The organism is Streptococcus sp. NLN64, from assembly GCF_015831295.1.
GTDB lineage: Bacteria > Bacillota > Bacilli > Lactobacillales > Streptococcaceae > Streptococcus.
The window spans coordinates 14,010-32,726 of record NZ_JADXDQ010000003.1 but is presented as its reverse complement, the minus strand read 5'-3'; the positions used below and the strand labels follow the sequence as shown (position 1 = coordinate 32,726).

The following is an 18,717-nucleotide window of genomic DNA, read 5'->3' as shown; positions in this document are numbered from 1 at the left end:
TGTCTAAAATGTTCGGAGATTACTGGTAAATTCTTGAATTGTGACGCTATATTGTTTATAATATTCAAGAATCGAACAGTTTTAGGAGGTTATCATGGTTCATTCATATTTGAAAAAGTCTGCGATGCTGTTAAGCTTGGCCGCAGCAGTGGCAGTTGCGGAAGAGGTTCAGGCGGATCAAGCAACGAATCCCCAACCTGCAGCAGGGCAAGAAACGGCTAGTCCAGCCTTGCCGCAAGCGGAGACGCCTGTGAGTCCCGATCCACTCTTGCAAGCCCCTGCGGAAGCAGCTCAAGGGCAGGATAATGGTGGATTGACAATCGAGGAGAAAGCCCCTGAGGCTACAGTCTTGTCCAATACTGTTCAGGAAGAACCAGTCAAACCACCCGTGGAAGGTCAACGCGTGGATATGAGGATTTTGGCAACGACGGACCTTCATACCAACTTGGTGAACTATGATTACTACCAAGATATGCAGGTTGAGACACTTGGATTGGCTAAGACAGCTGTCTTGATGGAAGAAGCGATTGCAGAGAATTCCAATGTAGTTATCGTTGATAGTGGGGATACGATTCAAGGAACACCTCTTGGAACTTACAAGGCTATTGTGGATCCGGTTAAAGAAGGTGAAGAGCATCCCATGTTTGCGGCCTTTAAGGAATTGAATTATGATGGAGCCGCATTGGGGAACCATGAATTTAACTATGGACTTGACTACCTACGTCGGGTTGTGGCCTCTTCCAAAGTTCCGCTTTTGAATGCCAATGTGTTGGATGCCCAAACCAAGGAGCATCTCTTTACTCCTTATGTGATTGTCCCTAAAACTTTCAAGGATTCTGAAGGACAGTTGGTAACAGTTCAAGTAGGGCTCACAGGAATTGTACCACCTCAAATTATGAACTGGGATCGTGGTCACCTTGAAGGAAAAGTGATTGCTCTGGATGCCGTTCAAGCTGTAACCGATTTGGTTCCACAAATGCGGAAGGCTGGAGCAGATGTGGTTGTGGTCATGTCTCACTCTGGTATCGGAGATGATACCTATCTTGTTGGGGAAGAGAACATTGGCTACCAACTTGCAGGTATTCCTGGAGTGGATGCCGTTGCGACCGGGCATTCACACGCTAATTTCCCATCTGGAACTGGGACAGGGTTCTACTCAAAAATTAAGGGTGTGGATGATACCAATGGTAAAATCAATGGAATCCCAGTAACCATGGCAGGTAAATACGGGGACCACTTGGGAATCATGGACTTGAAATTGCACTACACGAATGGTGCTTGGCAGGTTGAGGAATCTGGGTCAGTCCTTCGTAAAATTGATACCAAATCCAGCAAGGCAGACGAACGGGTCTTGAATTTGGCCAAAGAAGTACACGAAGCCACCATTCGCTATGTCCGTCAAGAGGTTGGACAGACTCCAAGTCCTATCCATTCTTACTTCTCTCTCGTTCAGGATGATCCTTCTGTTCAAATTGTGAATCAGGCACAACTCTGGTATGCCAAACAGGTTCTTGCGGGGACAGAAGAGGCTAACCTGCCCTTGCTTTCAGCAGCGGCACCTTTTAAAGCTGGGGCACGTAACGATCCTAACTCCTATACCGATATTAAGGCAGGGCCTTTAGCCATTAAAAACGTGGCGGATCTATATGTTTATGACAATGTTGTGGCCTTGCTTAAAATTAATGGTGCTCAGCTGAAGGAGTGGTTGGAAATGGCGGCTGGTCAATTTAATCAAGTTGATCCGACAAAAAAAGAACCACAAAATATGATTAACACCTCCTTTAGAACCTATAACTTTGATGTAATTGACGGTGTTACTTACGAATTGGATATTACCCAACCCAATAAATATTCTATTGGTGCGGAATTGGTCAATCCAACTGCTAGCCGGGTTCGCAACCTTCGCTACCAAGGAAAAGAAGTGACAGATGACCAAATCTTCATGGTTGTTACCAATAACTACCGAGCAAGCGGTCCTTTCCCAGGAGTGAAAGATGCCCAAGAAAGCCGCCTGCTCAACTTGCAAAATCGTCAAGCTTTGATTGATTACATTGTGTCTGAAAAAACGATTGATGCTCGTCCAAATCATAACTGGAGCTTTGCGGATACCATTAAGGATTTAGATCTTCGTTTCTTGACTTCCTTGAAAGCTCAAGAACATTTAGCGAGCAATCCGGCCATTTCTTTTGTGGGAATTTCAGAGACAGTCGAAGGATTTGGTGAATTCCGCTACCAATACAGACCGCTTGCGGAACCAGAGCAACCGGTTCAACCGGAACACCCCACAAAACCAGAACAGCCTAGTCAACCAACTAATCCGGCTAGCCCTAATCAGCCTGCAACTTCGGTTCAACCACTGACTCCAACAAAACCCAATAGGAGTCTAGATAGTCAAGAATCTCAAGTTCTAGCTAATCAACCAAGCTGGGCTTCAAAAGTTCAAGAATCAAACTTGCTTGCAGCTCAAAGTCCGTCTTCGGAAGCGACTCTTCCAAATACTGGAACCAAAGACTCTATCTGGATGAGCTTCGGTTTGGGGCTCCTTGCTTTACTGCCAGCAGGATTTGGGAAACGCAAACAAAAATGAGGAAATTATTGGGTAATTGACAATAAAAGTTCGTTAATTCCGAATAAGAAAGTGCTTATTTCCTGAAAAAAGAGGAGGTTTCTGAAAAGACCTCCTTTTTTTCTCCCTTCTTTCGTGATATAATAGGCGAAAGTAAAAAGGAGAAGACATGGTCAGAAGAGATTTATTTCGGAATATTTTTATTGTCTGTTTAATGGCGGTGGTCTTTGTACTCCTTCGTCTATTTTGGTTTACCCCCCATCACGTGAGTGAAAAAGATGTCCAGAAGGGTTTGGAAGCAGCTGATTATGTATTGGCGTTTAACCAAAATGAAATCCCCAATGAAAGTATCGTCTTATACGAAGTTGATCAAAAAGAATATGTTGGACGTGTCATCGCTCAAGATGGTGAAAGAGCAGTCTATATGGATGATGTTCTATATATCAACCATGAGGTCAAGGATGAGCCCTATATTCGTAGTATGAAAAACACCTATCAAGGAAAAACGAGTAACACTGGAAATCTATTTACAGAAGATTTCACCATTGAGTCCTTGACCCAGTCCAATCAAGATGTTATTGGGCAAGAGGAGTTTTTAATTTTAAATGACAATCGCCTCAACCATGATGACAGTCGTGAATTTGGCCTGATACAAAAAGAGCAAATTAAAGGCGTGATTAGCTTTCGTTTAACCCCCTTGGGGCGTTTCGGTTTTATAGATGTGGAGTAATAAATGGCATACGTTTTAGAAATTTTACCTAGTTTGTTGCAGGGTGCAACTGTCACCCTGCAAGTTTTTAGTTTAGTCTTGATTTTGTCCATTCCCTTAGGGATTTTAGTGGCCTTTATCATGCAAGTGGATTCCAAGCCCTTGCGTTGGTTGTTATCCATTTACATTTGGGTGATGCGGGGAACCCCTTTGCTCTTGCAATTGATCTTTGTTTACTATATTTTACCAAGTATCGGCATTCGAATTGACCGCATGCCAGCAGCGATTATTGCCTTCACCCTTAACTATGCAGCTTATTTTGCGGAGATTTTCCGTGGGGGAATTGATTCCATTCCTCAGGGACAATATGAAGCTGCCAAGGTTCTTAAGTTCAGCCCCCTTCAGACAATCCAGTACATCATTCTTCCCCAAGTAACCAAGATTGTTTTGCCAAGTGTTTTCAATGAGATTATGGCCTTGGTCAAGGATACCTCTTTGGTTTATGCTTTGGGCGTTACGGACCTTATCTTGGTCAGCCGCACCGCAGCCAATCGCGATGCCAGCTTGGCCCCAATGTTCGTTGCTGGAGCCATTTACCTTATTATGATTGGGGTGGTGACACTTGTTTCTCGAAAAGTTGAACAAAAATATGCCTATGATCGCTAAGGAGGCTGCATGCTAGAATTAAAAAATATTAATAAACGTTTCGGGGAGCGGCAAATCCTCAAAGATTTTAACTTAAATGTACCGGAGAAGAAAATCCTAGCCATCGTGGGTCAGTCAGGAGGCGGTAAAACCACCCTCTTGCGGATGTTGGCAGGACTAGAAACCATTGATAGCGGACAGGTGCTCTACAATGGGAAGGAAATCTCAGCCAGTGAGCTGGCGAGTATGAACCTCTTGGGCTTTGTATTTCAGGACTTCCAACTCTTCCCACACATGACCGTCCTCACCAACTTGACCCTGTCCCCAGTAAAAACAATGAACATGGATCCAGCTCAGGCCGAGCAAAAAGCTCGGCAACTTCTTGAGCGCCTTGGTCTGGAAGAACACGCAGACCACTATCCACACGCCCTTTCAGGTGGACAAAAACAACGGGTGGCCTTGGCGCGTGCCATGATGATTGAGCCTGAAATCATCGGTTATGATGAACCAACCAGTGCCCTGGACCCAGGACTCCGTCTAGAAGTTGAAAAACTGCTAATCCAAAACCGGGAAATGGGAATGACTCAAATTGTCGTCACTCACGATATGCAATTTGCTCAAAACATTGCAGACGAAATTCTCGAAGTGATTCCCCAATAGGAGGTTCGCCAATGAAACGTATCATCGGATTCCTGATCCTACTTCCCTTATTATTTTTGACGGCTTGTAGTAGCCGGGTGACCGATCCTAAAACAGATGCTTGGGAAACCTACAAGGAACGAGGAGAGTTGACCATCGGCTTTGATAACACCTTCGTACCCATGGGATTCCAAGAGAAAAATGGAGACAATGTCGGTTTTGACATTGACCTGGCCAACCGTATATTTGAAAACCAAGGCCTTAAAGTCAATTGGCAGCCCATTGACTGGGACATGAAAGAAACCGAACTTAACAACGGTACCATTGACCTTATTTGGAACGGCTACACCCAAACCGAAGAACGAGCAGAAAAAGTAAACTTCAGCCTCCCTTACATGGCCAACGAACAAGTCCTGGTGACCAAAAAAACATCCGGTATCCAGACCCCTGAAGCCATGAAGGACAAAGTCCTCGGTGCCCAAGCAGGTTCCTCTGGCTACCTCAAATTTGAGGAATTTCCAGACCTGCTCAAGCAGTATGTCAAAAACAACCGAGCAACCCAATATCAGAGCTTCAACGAAGCCTTGATTGACTTGGAGAACGACCGCATCGACGGCCTCCTGATCGACCGCGTCTACGCTAACTACTACCTAACCCAAAAAGGAGTCCTTGAAGACTATAACGTCTTCCCAGTCGGCTTCCCAGAAGAAGCCTTCGCAGTTGGCATCCGCAAAACCGATAAAACCCTCCAAGAACACCTCAATCAAGGAATGGTTCAACTCTATCAAAACGGCCAATTCCAAGAAATATCTGATAAATGGTTTGGAGACGACGTCGCCAGCAAGCAGCTAAAAGAAACCGCTAAGAAATGAGAAATAAAAGAATAATAGTGAGAGGGTGAAAACCCTCTTTTTTGACCATTCAGGACGTTTCAATGACCGTTTGGGAAATGGGGGAGGAGTGGGAGGTTTATACGGTATACTAATAGTGTCAAGTTGCAACGGATAAAAAATTAAAGAAGGAGAAAGATCATGATGGCACAAAATGTAAGTAACTATACTAAGATCAACCAAGTGAATTTGAGTCAAATTTATGGAGGAGTGAATAATTGGCAGACTAATGTATTGGAAGGTGGAGGTGCAGCAATTACAGGATGGGGACTAGGCGTAGCTGCTTGTTCTGCTACAGGTGTAGGTGCAGTTTGGGGGCCGGCATGTGGATATATTGGAGCCAAATTTGGTGTCAGCTTGTGGGCTGGTGTAACAGGAGCGACAGGAGGATTCTAAGATGGTAAAACTTATAAAAATCGAAAATTGTGACTTAATAACTATATATGGAGGAAATGCAGCTGGTGCAGCAGTTGTTGCAGGTATGGGCTGTATTAAACCTGGTATTAAACTGGGGGCAAGTGTAGGTGGTTTCTGGGGTGGAGTCATAGGAGGAGTTGGTGGAGCAGGAATATGTGGATATCTTGCATACACTGCTAGTTCTTAAAATGATGTTTGAAGTTTATTTTCTTTCAGCACTAATCTTTTATTGTCAAGGACTTTTATTTTATCGATGGTATAAAAGTCAATACAAATTAGATATATCTGAGTTATCCACGATAAATGTGTTTTTATTACTATATATTAGTAATTCCCAAAAAATATTTCTCATCCTTAGTTATGTGTTCTTTTTAATATTCCTTTTCAAACAGAAGCATTAGTGAAATGTTTAATAGCTAGTTGTAGATAAGCGAAGTGAGTTCCGATGCTTTTAACCTAAATTATTCATAGCTAAGGATAAAAACCGAGCAAGACATTTATTAAATAAAGGCTCTGCTCGGTTTGTTTTTTTCACCCATTGGGTGAAGTTTTAATCTAGATAAAATTGAGTTTCCCAGCTATCAATCATATAAGTGTTCAAACAAAAAGAAAGCAGGAAACCACCTGACAAGGTTATCAAATTATTCACACCAATTCAATTCTAACCTATCCATTTCTTTTGATGGAGGGAATCTAACAAATCTAGCCGGGATGGCTTTCGTTAAAGAATTTTTCATTATCTTGCTAAATTCCTAGAAATCGGGAATTCTGTGGTTCCGACAGCTCTTCTCGTTCTAAGTATTTCTAATGCATTGATTTCAGTTAATGAAATTCTGGCTAAAATTTTTGGAAGTATATCTCTTTTTATCTTTATCGTATATTTGAATATTTATGTATATGTAAAACTCTGTTCTAAATATCAATTTTTAAAAGATCGATTCCGAGATAGCAGACGTTAATTCTATACGCATTGGATTCCAAAAAATCAATTAGACTTAATTCAACTACGGTAAGAACGAAAATAAATCTGAGAATCCTTCAATATATAGTATATTGATTAGAGGCTAGTTAATGTGTTATTGAATTAGACTAAAAGGAGATATTATGAAAAATATTATTCGGTTTTCAATCATCGAATGCATTTCCATGCTTTTACTATATCTACTGGGGATTTCAGTTGGTTTTTCACTTACTAAGATTGCTCTTTTAGCTTTACTTAATTTTTCATATCAACTATTAGCTATGATTATGGTAAGTAGAACTTCAAGTGTTGTTCTTCCTTTAAAACAGGTATTTCAGAATTTAATGAATTATATTAAATATACTATTGTTATTCCGGTTTTAATTGTTTTTCTTCTTATCATACAAATGAAGACGATGTCTATCGAACTTCGATTTATATTTTTAAGTCTACTCATCATGGTCTATACAATCGGCTCTATTTTTTCCCTTAGCCCCACTTTTAAGCGAAAAAAACTTTTAGGCAAATGGTGATTACTTAAACTTGTTTAAAGTGGTCGAGATTTTTGGAGTAAAAAAGATTTGAAGGAGACCTAGGGAATGGAATTTAAATGTTTTATCATAGGCTTTGTGATTTGTTGTTTGTGTACACTATTTGATAACTCCCTTTATCCTGGAAAAACAAGATTAATTGACAAAAATTCATAAATTAGGTTAGGAAAACCTCTGGATGTATCTCAATCCAGAGGTTTTTGAGATGTAACAAGGTTGTTTGTGAAAACGAGATTATTATGATATTATTTGTCTGATATAAAAATTATGATTAGAGGAGGTCTTCCCATATGAATATTTTTATCTTAGAAGATGATTACCAACAACAAGGGCGGATGGAAAATCTCCTTTATCAATTGCAGGAAAAACATGCTTTACCAGTTAAACGGCTAGAGGTATATTCTAAGACAGATTTGCTTCTACAAGCTATTCGGGAAAAAGGGAGTCACCAACTTTTTTTCTTAGATATCGAAATTAAAGGAGATCCTTTAAAAGGAATGGATGTTGCGAATAAAATTCGTCAACAGGATTCTCAAGCGCTGATTGTTTTTGTAACAACGCATTCGGAGTTTATGCCCCTGACGTTTCGATATCAGTTATCTGCCTTGGATTATATTGACAAATCCTTAGATAAGGGAGATTTTGAAGCGCGTGTTGAAGCTGCAGTGCTCTATGCTCACAAACAAGATCGGCAAACTGTTGCAGATACTGCTTTTAATTTTAAGTCCAAATATCAACAATTCCAAATTCCTTTTGAGGATGTTTATTTTTTGGAAACTTCTTCAATTTCTCATCATGTCGTTCTCTACACAAAAACGGAGAGAATCGAGTTTTTCACTAGCATGAATGAAGTATTGAAACAGGAACCTCGACTACATAAATGCCATCGGTCCTATGCTCTAAATCCTAAGAATGTAGTAAAAATAGACAAAAAGGAAAGGATAGCTCATTTTCCTAACAATTTGACTTGTTTTATTGCAAGAACGAAGATGAAGGAGACTTTGGCTAAGGTGGAGAAAGAAGAATGAGGAGGGGTGCTGTTGACTAATATTTCAGGACACTTGATTACAGTTAGTTTATCTTTGATTTTAATGATGTTTCCTCATGTGCTTTCTGTATACATGATGTTAAAAATCAATAAAATTAAGCCTACATTACAGTTGGTTTTGAGGGGATTTTTTTTAAAGATTATGGTGATGCTAATCTTGTCTCTCCTTATCGACAGTTTATCTGGGTATTTTTTATTCATTGATGAACCCTTGTTCTATTTATTGTTCTCTTATTATTTATTTCGAAATAGTCAAAAAAATCTTATCATTTTTTATGGTTTATTACCCGTTACCCTTCATAATATTTTTTATAGGTCTGTCGCATTCTTCATACTTCCCTTTTTTGGAATTGCCGATGGTGTAATAGGAGATGATTTAATCTTTACTCTGATACAGGTCTTATCTGCATTAATAGTCATATTGTTTATTCAGTGGTTAGATTATGATTTTCGAATTTTAAATGAAAGAAAGCTAGAATCTGATGACAGAATAATCATAGTTTTTTTAAACTGGGCTATGGGATTATACTTTCTAATAATGCAAAGTTTATCTTATCTTCAGTATGAAAAAATTTTTAATACCTTTGAACTGAGAAAGTTAATCATCATTATCTATCTCATTCTCTTTATGGGGATGATCAAACAATTAGATTCGCATTTAAAAGTAAAACTACAAGCAGAACTAAGTTTTCAACAGGATTTACATCAACGAAATTTAGAAAACTACAGCCTTCATATGGAGGAGTTGTATCGTGAAGTTAGAGGGTTCCGACATGATTACACAAATCTTCTGACTACCCTAAAAATGGGGATAGAGGCTGGGGATCTTGATCAGATTGAGGAGGTCTATCATTCGGTTTTAAAGGATACTGAGGAACGGATGCGAGATTCTCATTTTGATTTTGGACGTTTGGTCAATATTCAGGAGCCTGCTCTTAAAAGTCTGCTTGCTGCAAAATTTTCAGAGGCGAGTGATAAGGGATTGGAGATGCATTTGGAAATTCCAGCTCCGATTCAACCTAAGAGGATGAAATTGGTAGATTTGATTACAGCAGTTTCAGTCTTGGTTGACAATGCCATTGATGAGTCTGTATCAGAAATCTCCATTGCCTTTTTTGAAAAAGAAAATAGTCATGTTTTGATTGTTGAAAATTCAATTGAAGAAGAAGCGAAAGATTTGAAATCAATTTTTGATTTTGGCTATTCGACAAAAGGTGAAGAAAGAGGTATCGGTCTTTACAACCTTCTTAAAATGATTGAAAAATATCCAAATGTAGCAATCGAAACCCAGAGCAAAGACTATCGATTTACCCAAATTTTAAATATCTTTTAAATAAAAACTAGAAGCCCAGCTTGAACTGAGCTTCTAGTTTTTATTTTTGTTTACCGAGAGTGTATCTCTTTCCTTGTGATTTAAATAAATTATAGAATGAAGAAGGCCAGTCTCCGCCATTAATTAATTTTAATTCTGATTTTTTTAAATTTTGAATTTTTGGATTTGAAACTAAGTTTGACATTTTGTGTCCTCCTCGAAAATTATTATTTTAATTCGGATTACTTATTGAATAACTCATAATAGTAGCCCTTAAGCTGCATTAAGTTCCAATGAGATCCAGACTCGACAATCTTTCCATTTTCTAAGACAACAATTTTTGGTGTTCTCTCTGAAACTGTGAGTCGATGAGCTACGAAAATGATCGTTTTATCTTGTAACGATAAAAGATTATCCAGAACTTTTTTCTCTGTTAAGATATCCAGTCCATTTGTTGCTTCATCGAGAATGAGTACAGGAGCTTTGGTTAATAATGCTCTGGCAATCGCAATTCTTTGTTTTTGGCCTCCGGATAATCCACTATGATCGGTCAATTCTGTTTGATAAGCCATTGGCATTTTCAAAATATCCTGATGGATTTCAGCCAACTTACAAGCATCAATGATCTCTGTTTCATTTACATCTGTTTCGATACCTGAAAGTAAATTATCCAAAATGGTTCCGTTAAATAGAAAAGCTTGCTGCGGAACATAGTGAATATGCTGGCGTAGAATTTTCTTATCTATTTGATTTAACGGATGCTCGTTCATGTAGATGTTTCCGTTATAGGGGGTAAAAAAACCAACTAACATTTTGGCAAGTGTTGTTTTTCCAGAACCACTAACTCCAACTAAGCTTATCTTATCTCCTCTTTGGATTTCTAAATGAATATCGGTTAAGGTATCAGCGCCGAAACCATATCTGAAAGATAAGTTTTCAATTTTAATATTTCCATTAAGTGAACCAGGGATATAAGATGGATATGACGTGAACTCAGGTTTTACTTGATAAACTTCGTTCAATCGATTATTGGCGACTTGAGCTGTTTGTAGTTTTGTTTGTAATCGAATGACGTTTTCTAAAGGTGACGTAAAGTACCCTAATAAAGTATTAAAAGTAATGAGTTGACCTATGGTAATTTTGGAATCAATCACAAATTGAGCTCCTACCCAAAGAATAAGGACACTAAATAATAATTGTGTTCCTTGTTTTAAAACATCCTGTGTTATAGAGAATTTACTCAATCGTAATGATTTACTTAAATAGGTTTCAAAGTCAGTTTCAATTTTTTTGAGTCGCCCCTCTTCATTGGTTAATGCTTTTATCGTTTCAATCCCTGTTAAACTTTCGATAATACTTGAACTGACTTCAGAGTTGCTTTGCATCACTTCTAAATTCATTTTCTCAAAGGGCTTTACAAAGAAAACAATGATGATGGTATAAATTGGGATAGCAAGCATGGAAATCAGAAACAGTTGCAGATTTTGATAAATAAGAGCTCCACCAATTAAGAATAGCATTGTAACATCTAAAAAGAGGGACATCACTGAGGAGGCTAATGCATCAATAATTGAGTTTGCATCTGTAAATCGAGAAATAATGTCACCTGACTGTCTCGTTTCAAAAAAGGACATTGGGAGCTTTAAAACATGCCGGATGTAATTTAGAATGATATCTCTACTTAGTTTTTGATTTAAGTGGGTCAGTAGGTATTCCCGTGAAAAAAGGAATATTTGTTGTAATAAGTAGGATAGTGAGAGTCCGATTGTAATCATGCTAAGAGTTGAGATATTTTGCTGCGGAATAAGTTGATCTAGTATGAATTGCAGGTAGTAAGAACCGCCAATATTAATCATGGTTACTAGAATACTGGTTAAGATAGCCCCGAACACGATTCTTTTTTGTTTATAGATAAGAGGGAGTAATTGCTGAAGTCCCTTTTTTTCATCCTTGTGAGGCTGATAGTTTGTGCCTGGTTTTAAGAAGATAGAGACTCCAGTCCATTCTTTTGCAAAGTCGGACTTTGATTTTTTGGTAATCTTGACAGTCGGATCCGGATCACCGATTATAATATCTCCGTTACTAATCCCGTAAATCACATAGTAATGAAGAAGGGTTCCATTTTTTACGACATGAGCTATGAAAGGATAGGGGGTATCTTCTAAATCGAATAAACTCATATCTGCTTTTACAGCTTGTGTCTCGAAACCTATGGTTTCTGCAGCAGTAACAATTCCGAGTGCTGTAGTTCCATCTTTATTTGTTTTAGCTAGATCTCTTAGATGAGCGATAGAGTAGTCGGAATCATAGAATTTTGCAATTGAAGCTAAAACAGCAACACCGCAATCTCTAGCGTCTATTTGAGCTACAAAAGTTTTGTGAAATTGTTTCAAGCAAATCACTCCCTTAAATTATGGCTAAAATTCCTCGATTCGTTATAGATATAAGATAACATAAAAAGCGTTCGATTTAGGATAATTTCCTAAACGGTAGCTCAAACTTCCTGAACGGTCATTTCTGAAGTTAAAAAAGAGTTTTGAAGAGAATAACGAGATATTTTTACCGTTCAGGAAGTTTCAATGACTGTTCAGGAAATGGAGAAAGTCCAATTTAAAAAAATGATATAGTTATGGTGTCAGGTTGCAACAGGGAAAAATTAAGGATTGCGAGGTGTCTATACATGGATAAAATTATTTTTGAGGTTAAAAATGGAGCTAACAATATTAAGGTGAAATCCATAACTGAAGGCATTTTTGTATTGATATTACTACCTGGACTTATGGAGGGAATGTTTTATGTAGGGCGTTTGACTGGCGAGGCGATTGCAAGTTGGTTTTGAAATTATACTAAGTAAAACTGATTATGTGGAAATGAGGTTAGCACTATGATTGAATTTGAAGTTATTAAAAATAGTAATTCTGTAGAAATTTCTGAAGAGGGACTTCTGAGAGTTGCAGGAGGTGTTGGAAGGATAAGCGGTGGAGTAATTGATCTTGGAATTCGTTTCGGTAGTGGGTTAGTTTTCGGTCTTTTCAACCATTAATATATACTAGAAAAAGAAATTTAGGATCATTTACGTGTAATCTAAGGAGTATAACTTCTGTTGACCATGCCAATGGAATATTTTAAAAGAAATAGGAGGGGTTATTATATGGATAACTCAATTCAAAATCAATTTGAAATTATGAGCATATATGATATTGCAGCTGTTACTGGGGGATATTCTGGTAATGATTGCCTGAGAGATATGGGAGGATTTGTTCTGTCTGGTGCAGGTAGTGGTGCCTTATGGGGTGCTCCTGCAGGGGGTATTGGTGCTATTCCAGGTGCATTTGTGGGTGCTCATGTAGGAGCGATTGCTGGTGGTTTTGCATGTATGGGAGGAATACTAGGAAATTAGTTAATTGAAAGGGATAGTTTTTATGAATATTTATAAAGCCTTTAAGCCTTTGTCAGATATTACTTTATCCGATGTAAAGGGAGGTGACATTAACTGGGGCTCTGTTCTGGGACACTGTGTTGGAGGTGCAATCATTGGTGGCGCATTTTCAGGAGGTCTTGCAGCTGGAGTTGGCTGTGTTGTGGGTGGAGGAAAGGTGATTATAGGTGGACTATAAAAATCTGCTTTTCTTAATACTAATCTTGCCCAGCTTGCTGATAATATTGTATGGTATGAAGAAAAAAGAGCATAAACTAGTTATTGCTGGGCTGATTCCCCTTCTGTCTCTATTATCATCAATTATTGTTGATTGGATTTTTGGGTGAGAAATTATATTTTTAGTGGAACGTATTCAAATTAGTATTTTAAGACTTGAACTCTTTTCAGTTCATTATAATGGCTAAAGTTGAAGGATTAATTGCATATGATCCAAATCGTTCAAGATACTAAAAAAGAAGGAAGGAGAGCTTATGAGTAGAGGTGATATACAATCTTGCTTACTGGTTCTCTATGTAGTCTACCTAGTTTTAAGCATTGCATTTAAGCGTTTTCGTAACAAAAACTATAGAGCTTGTTTGTTTATCTTTATTATTGCAGGATTGAATTTGATTGTAGGAGTAGGTGATGGAATTTCTTGGGTTCATTTTTTAGCCATATTTTTGCCGATTTCAGTTTTGTATGAGATTGAACATAAGTTAAAGAAATAGGTGTTTGTCGTGGTTTGTATGATATACTCTTTGAGATTATAAACTGTATGTGATATACTATTTTTATGGCATACGGAATTGATTTTAGAAAACGTGTCCTTGAATATGTTAAAGAGGGACATACACGTAAAGAAACAGCAGCTTTATTTAATATTAGCACCAACACTTTATACAGTTGGGAAAAGCAGGAGAGAGAACTCGGTCACTTAGAACGTAAAAAGCGTGTTGCTAAATCCAGAAAAATACCTTTAGATAAATTACAAGAATTTGTAGAAGAACATCCAGACGCTTTTTTAAGGGAAATTGCAGAACATTTTTCTTGCAGTATTCCTTCTGTTTGGTCTGCCTTAAAGCAAATAAACATCACTTTAAAAAAAGACAACTAGTTACAAAGAACAAAATGCAAAGAAGGTGCAACAATATCTTGAATCACTAGCCGTTTTGAAAGACTTTCCAATTGTCTATATTGACGAAACAGGTATTGATACTTATCTATATCGTAAAAATGCCCGTGCACCCAGAGGTGAAAAGATTCACTCTAAAATTAGTGGTCGTCGTTTTGAACGCACTTCTATTGTATCAGGACAAGTTGGTCAGACTTTTATAGCTCCAATGATTTACAAAGAGAGTATGACTAGCGATTTCTTTGTAGAGTGGTTTAAACAAGAGCTTCTACCATCTTTAAAGACTCCTCATGTTATTGTTATGGACAATGCAAGTTTTCACCCTAAGAAAATACTAGATGAACTTTCTATCTATGCTGGTCACTTCTTTTTACCTCTACCACCGTATTCTCCAGAATTAGATCCCATTGAGAAAAGTTGGGCTATTTTAAAAAAATCAGTTACAGAATTACTTCGCAAAATGGACTCTATAACTGATGCAATAACATACTATTTAAAAACTAAATGACTATAAAAACTGAGACTAAAAAATTTCATTAGTACATGAGACTGAGACTTAAACAATCGGAGAATAGATATGTGAAAAACTTTAAAAATAACTCAGTCCTCATTTAAAGTACAGTCCTATACTCAAATTTTCAAGAAACCATACACATTCAACTGTTTTTAAAGTATTAGACTTTAATTAGTAATCCATTTCCAATATTTCCTTCACTAAATCTGGTGAATCTAGCCTTAGAACAGAAAAATCTTCTACCTTCGTAAATAATGGTAATTCTCCATACCAGATCAAATAATCATCAATAATGAGCATCGGTGTTAAAGACTTTGATGAATCATACACCACAGTAAGATTTTCAGTAGTCTTTTCAAACCCAAATATATTTTTAAATTTTTCTGGTAACAATAGAATCTTTTGAAGACTATTATATCTCTCGACAAATTGGGTTAGTTTTCTTTTCTGGATAAAAGGCAAAATTAGGTGTATTTTCTTAGCATTCAATAGATCTTTATCTAAGTCTACTTCATAGTCAGCTGTACTGTAATAGCTCTTTTGATTTTTATCTTTCTCGATTATTTCATACCCCATTTGTTTATATGCCACTTGTCTTCTCTGAAACATTCGTTCTAGATACGGAACATGAATATCCAAATAGTCAAAAATACGAACTTCTCGTTTTTCTTCGTGAGAACGATGCAAGCGACCAGCATATTGAATCAAATTATTTTTCCACGACAGGGGACCGACTAAAAACAATGTATCCAACTGCGGTAAGTCAAATCCTTCACCAATGAATTTTCCTGTAGAAATAAGAATAAAGCCGTGCTTCTCTTTATCAATCTCCTCTAGTACTCGTTTTCTAATTGAACTTTTCGTATTACCACTTAAGGTAAAAATACAATCACATCCTTTTGATAACAATAGTTCACTCAAAATTTCGATGTGCTCTATTCTATTCACGATAACAAGACAATTACGTTGTTGCCTAATTTGGTCTAGCACATCTCCCACAATAAGTTGATTTCTGGATTCATCTCTTGAAAGCCAATCATTTAACAAATCAAATCTCCTGCTCGAAGCCTTCTCGGAATCAAATCTTCCAAAAGAAGTTAAACATATGAAAAACTTCTTATGAAAATGATGTTTTGGAGCATCAGTTTTATGTAGTATATCTCCAATTCGTTGAAAGATAATAGGATGATGACCATTTTTTCTCTCAGGTGTAGCAGTCAGACCATACATATACTTACCTTTAAATTCTTTAACAACTTTTTCGAACATCAAAGCTGTCACATGATGACACTCATCAATTATCATCATTGTGTACTCATTCAATAAATCAGAAATGGAATCTAAATTAAACATAGATTGAATCATCACAACATCAACTAGCTTACTTCTCCACTTTTTTGATCCAGTATACTGACCAACGTAACCTATTTCTTTTTCTCTACCCTTTGGAGTGTATCTTACGGGAATATCTTCTTCAAATTCAAGAAAAAGGCTAAGTTTTTGAATCCATTGCTCTAACAATTGTCTGTTGTGAACAAGAATAATCGTCCGAGCTTGATGTTTAGCAATTAATGCCGCTCCTAAAACAGTCTTTCCAAATCCTGTCTCAGCTTGCAATATACCATTATCTCTAGATGTGACATCCGCCAAGGCAACTTCCTGTTCAAACCTAAGTTCTCCTACAAATTTTACCGAAATAGGTGAATGTACAATTCGATTATCTTCAATGGAAATTTGATTGAAAAGATTTGTTAATTTTTGCAACAACCCCCTCGGTAGGATAAGATATCTATCCGTTTCTTCAAACAAACAAATCCGCTCTGGTATTTGATATGTAGGTTGACGCATGATTTGTTTTAAATAAAATTCTGGGTTCGAAAAAGAAGCCATTCTTTTCAAAGAAAACATAGTTTGACTTGAAAGTACATGTTTTTCAAGCATCAACACATTACTAAATTTAAGTGAAATACTTTGTTCTAAATTCGGACTTTCCGAATCTATGCCCACTATAAAATCAACCTTTTTAGTCTCTATCCTTTCAATACTTTGAAGGAATTCCCATTGATTAGGATAGGGGTTGAATTCATTATCTACAAACAAGGTATTCCCATTTTCATAGGCCTTTCCTTGCAAGGGTAAAGCTATTAAGTTTCCAAGTCCTCCTTTTGGAAGGATATCCTGATTCGGAAACATCCTGTCGTAAGCTTCAAACGAAATTGATTCTGATTCTAACATCGAAAGTTCAAGAAGTTTTCTACCAAAATTTCTAGCATCACGCGCTGGAATAGCATTTTCAAAAAAATACCAAACGTGTGCGCCATTACCCGACCTTGAAATCTCGACAGCAGGTATTACCCCTCTTTCACAGCTTACGTTCCTCAATACTTCAACGGATAACTTCCAATCTTTTTTATCGAAATCCAACACCAAAAACCAACAAGTTTCATCCTTCAACATTGGAAATATCCCAATTGCTGTTTCCCCCTTCAAATGTGACTTCAAAACATCAACTGTTAGCGGATGAAATTCTCTCTTCTCTGGCGCCAAAGCCTTCCACCCATATTTATAGGACGGTGAATATTGAAGTTTGCCCTCCCCGTTTAAATAACTTCTAGCATAAACATCGAATCTCCCCTTAAAGACCGAAAAAAATAATTCCAACTTTTCCTGTGTAGTTAGACGTGATTCGTACATCACAAAACTCTTTTCGAAATCCTCTTTCTGAATCACAAAAATCTCTTGGTTTCTTTTTTTACAGATGTAATACTCATTCGTTCCTTGATATGAGGGATAAGAAGCCAACAACTCAACAAATACACCCGACTCATCGACAAACCATCGCATAACGCCACCTCATCACTTCTTGCCAAGATTGTATCAAGAAGTTCTATGTTTGTACACAGCATACCAAAGGTTTCTTTAACAGCCCATTACTCTCACCAGATCTTCATCCCCTCTCCTTTAAAGTTGCTGCGCGTACTTGCTGCTCAATTTCCTGATACAAGGCAGACAGTTCCGATCCTCTATGGTTCTTTATTTCCAATTTGTCGAAAAAGATAGGAACTGATGCCCTTTCAACCTGGAGCAGATTGCCTTGAAAAAAGGTTCGTCCTGTTTTCCGATCCACGGCAACCAATGATGACCGCCAACGAGCACCAGTCCTGTCTGGTCGCCAAGAGATCTTTAGCTGAGGTCCATGATAATACCAACCCATTAGCAACAAGTCTGCGCCGACACCTGTCAAATGACAAACCAAGGGCTCAGACTCCCTTTGAGGCCAAAAAGGGCGAAAATCTTGAATTCCTTCATAATCTTTGTATTCAAAATCAGCTTGGCTAACATCTCCTCCATCCCAAGTTCGGGCATCACGGAAGGGATTGTAACTATTTACAGGAATTTCCTGGCCCCCTACTAAAACTACTAGCTCTTGAGGCTGGTAGTAGCGAATCCAATCACGATAGCCTTTTTCCTTCCCAGGAACCTGTAAAACTTGAGCAGATTCACGCGCCACCGTTGGTACTAAATTCAGCCCCGCCTGTATGGATTTTTCATCAAAAAAACGAATCCTCTCCAAACGAGAGGAATAGCCATTCTCGGATCGATTCAGAATCTGAACTGAGTCTGCCAGTTGAAACACAATCACAAACGTCAGCCCCTTGCGCTTCTTGTCATAGCGCAAAATCGGCACCTGATTCAGAGGATCATTCTTGAGAAAATTCAAATACCGCCCTGCCTTGACAATGCGGTTGTGGGGATACGTGAGCATACGAGCACCTTTCGAATGTTATTGTTACTTCGGTAAAAAATGTCCGCCCTGTACTTCAAAGAGTTGTGGGCGGTTCTATAACTATTATTGTACTAGAGATTTGAAAAAAACAAAATCTAGTTGAAATGGCATTGTTTAAAACTACCAAA

Annotated in this window: 21 protein-coding genes; 17 read left to right on the top strand and 4 right to left on the bottom strand. The window is 37.8% G+C overall.

Translation table 11 applies throughout. The features are described 5' to 3' along the window. Positions 1 to 94 precede the first annotated feature (94 nt). From I2503_RS01055 to I2503_RS01010, 10 genes are all read left to right on the top strand, one after another. Entirely contained in the window at positions 95 to 2,587 is a 2,493-nt protein-coding gene (locus tag I2503_RS01055; RefSeq protein ID WP_196966758.1) for a bifunctional 2',3'-cyclic-nucleotide 2'-phosphodiesterase/3'-nucleotidase, read from the top strand. A 148-nt stretch (positions 2,588 to 2,735) separates the two neighbouring features. Next, positions 2,736 to 3,296 carry a signal peptidase I gene (gene lepB / locus I2503_RS01050; RefSeq protein WP_196091218.1) on the top strand — a complete coding sequence of 187 codons (561 nt, stop codon included), beginning with the start codon at positions 2,736 to 2,738 and terminating at the stop codon, positions 3,294 to 3,296. Positions 3,297 to 3,299: 3 nt separating this feature from the next. Then, positions 3,300 to 3,941 carry an amino acid ABC transporter permease gene (locus I2503_RS01045; RefSeq protein ID WP_196091217.1) on the top strand — a complete coding sequence of 214 codons (642 nt, stop codon included), beginning with the start codon at positions 3,300 to 3,302 and terminating at the stop codon, positions 3,939 to 3,941. Positions 3,942 to 3,950: 9 nt separating this feature from the next. Then, positions 3,951 to 4,580, top strand: a complete 630-nt coding sequence (locus I2503_RS01040; protein WP_196091216.1) for an amino acid ABC transporter ATP-binding protein — start codon at positions 3,951 to 3,953, stop codon at positions 4,578 to 4,580. Between the two features lie 11 nt (positions 4,581 to 4,591). Then, positions 4,592 to 5,431: an amino acid ABC transporter substrate-binding protein gene (locus I2503_RS01035; RefSeq protein ID WP_196966757.1), complete on the top strand. Its 840-nt coding sequence runs from the start codon at positions 4,592 to 4,594 to the stop codon at positions 5,429 to 5,431. A gap of 159 nt (positions 5,432 to 5,590) precedes the next feature. After that, the gene (locus I2503_RS01030; RefSeq protein ID WP_196091214.1) at positions 5,591 to 5,845 is read left to right on the top strand and encodes a bacteriocin; all 255 of its coding nucleotides are present in this window, start codon (positions 5,591 to 5,593) and stop codon (positions 5,843 to 5,845) included. A gap of 1 nt (position 5,846) precedes the next feature. Further along, positions 5,847 to 6,053 (top strand): bacteriocin BlpN, encoded by a 207-nt coding sequence (locus tag I2503_RS01025; protein ID WP_196091213.1) that lies wholly within the window; start codon positions 5,847 to 5,849, stop codon positions 6,051 to 6,053. Between the two features lie 917 nt (positions 6,054 to 6,970). Further along, positions 6,971 to 7,360, top strand: coding sequence for a hypothetical protein (locus I2503_RS01020; protein WP_196091212.1), 390 nt, complete (start codon positions 6,971 to 6,973; stop codon positions 7,358 to 7,360). 308 nt (positions 7,361 to 7,668) lie between these two features. Then, on the top strand, positions 7,669 to 8,406 hold the full coding sequence (locus I2503_RS01015) for a response regulator transcription factor (protein ID WP_196091211.1): 738 nt from the start codon (positions 7,669 to 7,671) through the stop codon (positions 8,404 to 8,406). A 12-nt stretch (positions 8,407 to 8,418) separates the two neighbouring features. Next, the gene (locus tag I2503_RS01010; protein ID WP_196966756.1) at positions 8,419 to 9,759 is read left to right on the top strand and encodes a GHKL domain-containing protein; all 1,341 of its coding nucleotides are present in this window, start codon (positions 8,419 to 8,421) and stop codon (positions 9,757 to 9,759) included. Positions 9,760 to 9,799: 40 nt separating this feature from the next. Here the strand turns inward: I2503_RS01010 and I2503_RS01005 are convergent, their stop codons facing one another. Together I2503_RS01005 and I2503_RS01000 are read right to left on the bottom strand one after the other, a co-directional pair. Next, a complete protein-coding gene (locus I2503_RS01005) occupies positions 9,800 to 9,943 on the bottom strand; it encodes a hypothetical protein (RefSeq protein ID WP_196091209.1) in 144 nt (47 codons plus the stop codon). A 37-nt stretch (positions 9,944 to 9,980) separates the two neighbouring features. Further along, positions 9,981 to 12,131, bottom strand: coding sequence for a peptide cleavage/export ABC transporter (locus I2503_RS01000; protein WP_196091208.1), 2,151 nt, complete (start codon positions 12,129 to 12,131; stop codon positions 9,981 to 9,983). Between the two features lie 287 nt (positions 12,132 to 12,418). Between I2503_RS01000 and I2503_RS00995 the strand changes: the two genes are divergently transcribed. The 7 genes from I2503_RS00995 (at position 12,419) to I2503_RS09745 (ending at position 14,796) form a co-directional block, all read left to right on the top strand. Continuing rightward, entirely contained in the window at positions 12,419 to 12,577 is a 159-nt protein-coding gene (locus I2503_RS00995) for a hypothetical protein (RefSeq protein ID WP_196091207.1), read from the top strand. 45 nt (positions 12,578 to 12,622) lie between these two features. After that, on the top strand, positions 12,623 to 12,781 hold the full coding sequence (locus I2503_RS00990; RefSeq protein WP_196091206.1) for a hypothetical protein: 159 nt from the start codon (positions 12,623 to 12,625) through the stop codon (positions 12,779 to 12,781). A gap of 108 nt (positions 12,782 to 12,889) precedes the next feature. Further along, on the top strand, positions 12,890 to 13,138 hold the full coding sequence (locus I2503_RS00985; RefSeq protein ID WP_196966755.1) for a Blp family class II bacteriocin: 249 nt from the start codon (positions 12,890 to 12,892) through the stop codon (positions 13,136 to 13,138). A gap of 4 nt (positions 13,139 to 13,142) precedes the next feature. Then, complete coding sequence (locus I2503_RS00980) at positions 13,143 to 13,355, top strand: TmhB bacteriocin enhancer peptide (protein ID WP_247644653.1); 213 nt, start codon at positions 13,143 to 13,145, stop codon at positions 13,353 to 13,355. Positions 13,356 to 13,647: 292 nt separating this feature from the next. Then, a complete protein-coding gene (locus tag I2503_RS00975; RefSeq protein WP_196966754.1) occupies positions 13,648 to 13,884 on the top strand; it encodes a hypothetical protein in 237 nt (78 codons plus the stop codon). A gap of 65 nt (positions 13,885 to 13,949) precedes the next feature. After that, positions 13,950 to 14,270 (top strand): IS630 transposase-related protein, encoded by a 321-nt coding sequence (locus I2503_RS09750; protein ID WP_196966753.1) that lies wholly within the window; start codon positions 13,950 to 13,952, stop codon positions 14,268 to 14,270. Between the two features lie 25 nt (positions 14,271 to 14,295). Then, positions 14,296 to 14,796 carry a transposase gene (locus I2503_RS09745; protein WP_196966752.1) on the top strand — a complete coding sequence of 167 codons (501 nt, stop codon included), beginning with the start codon at positions 14,296 to 14,298 and terminating at the stop codon, positions 14,794 to 14,796. A 177-nt stretch (positions 14,797 to 14,973) separates the two neighbouring features. On the opposite strand, the gene I2503_RS00960 is transcribed toward I2503_RS09745, so the two are convergent. Then, positions 14,974 to 17,646, bottom strand: a complete 2,673-nt coding sequence (locus I2503_RS00960; protein WP_196966750.1) for a DEAD/DEAH box helicase family protein — start codon at positions 17,644 to 17,646, stop codon at positions 14,974 to 14,976. A 103-nt stretch (positions 17,647 to 17,749) separates the two neighbouring features. Next, on the bottom strand, positions 17,750 to 18,568 hold the full coding sequence (locus I2503_RS00955; protein WP_196966749.1) for a hypothetical protein: 819 nt from the start codon (positions 18,566 to 18,568) through the stop codon (positions 17,750 to 17,752). Positions 18,569 to 18,717 lie beyond the last annotated feature (149 nt).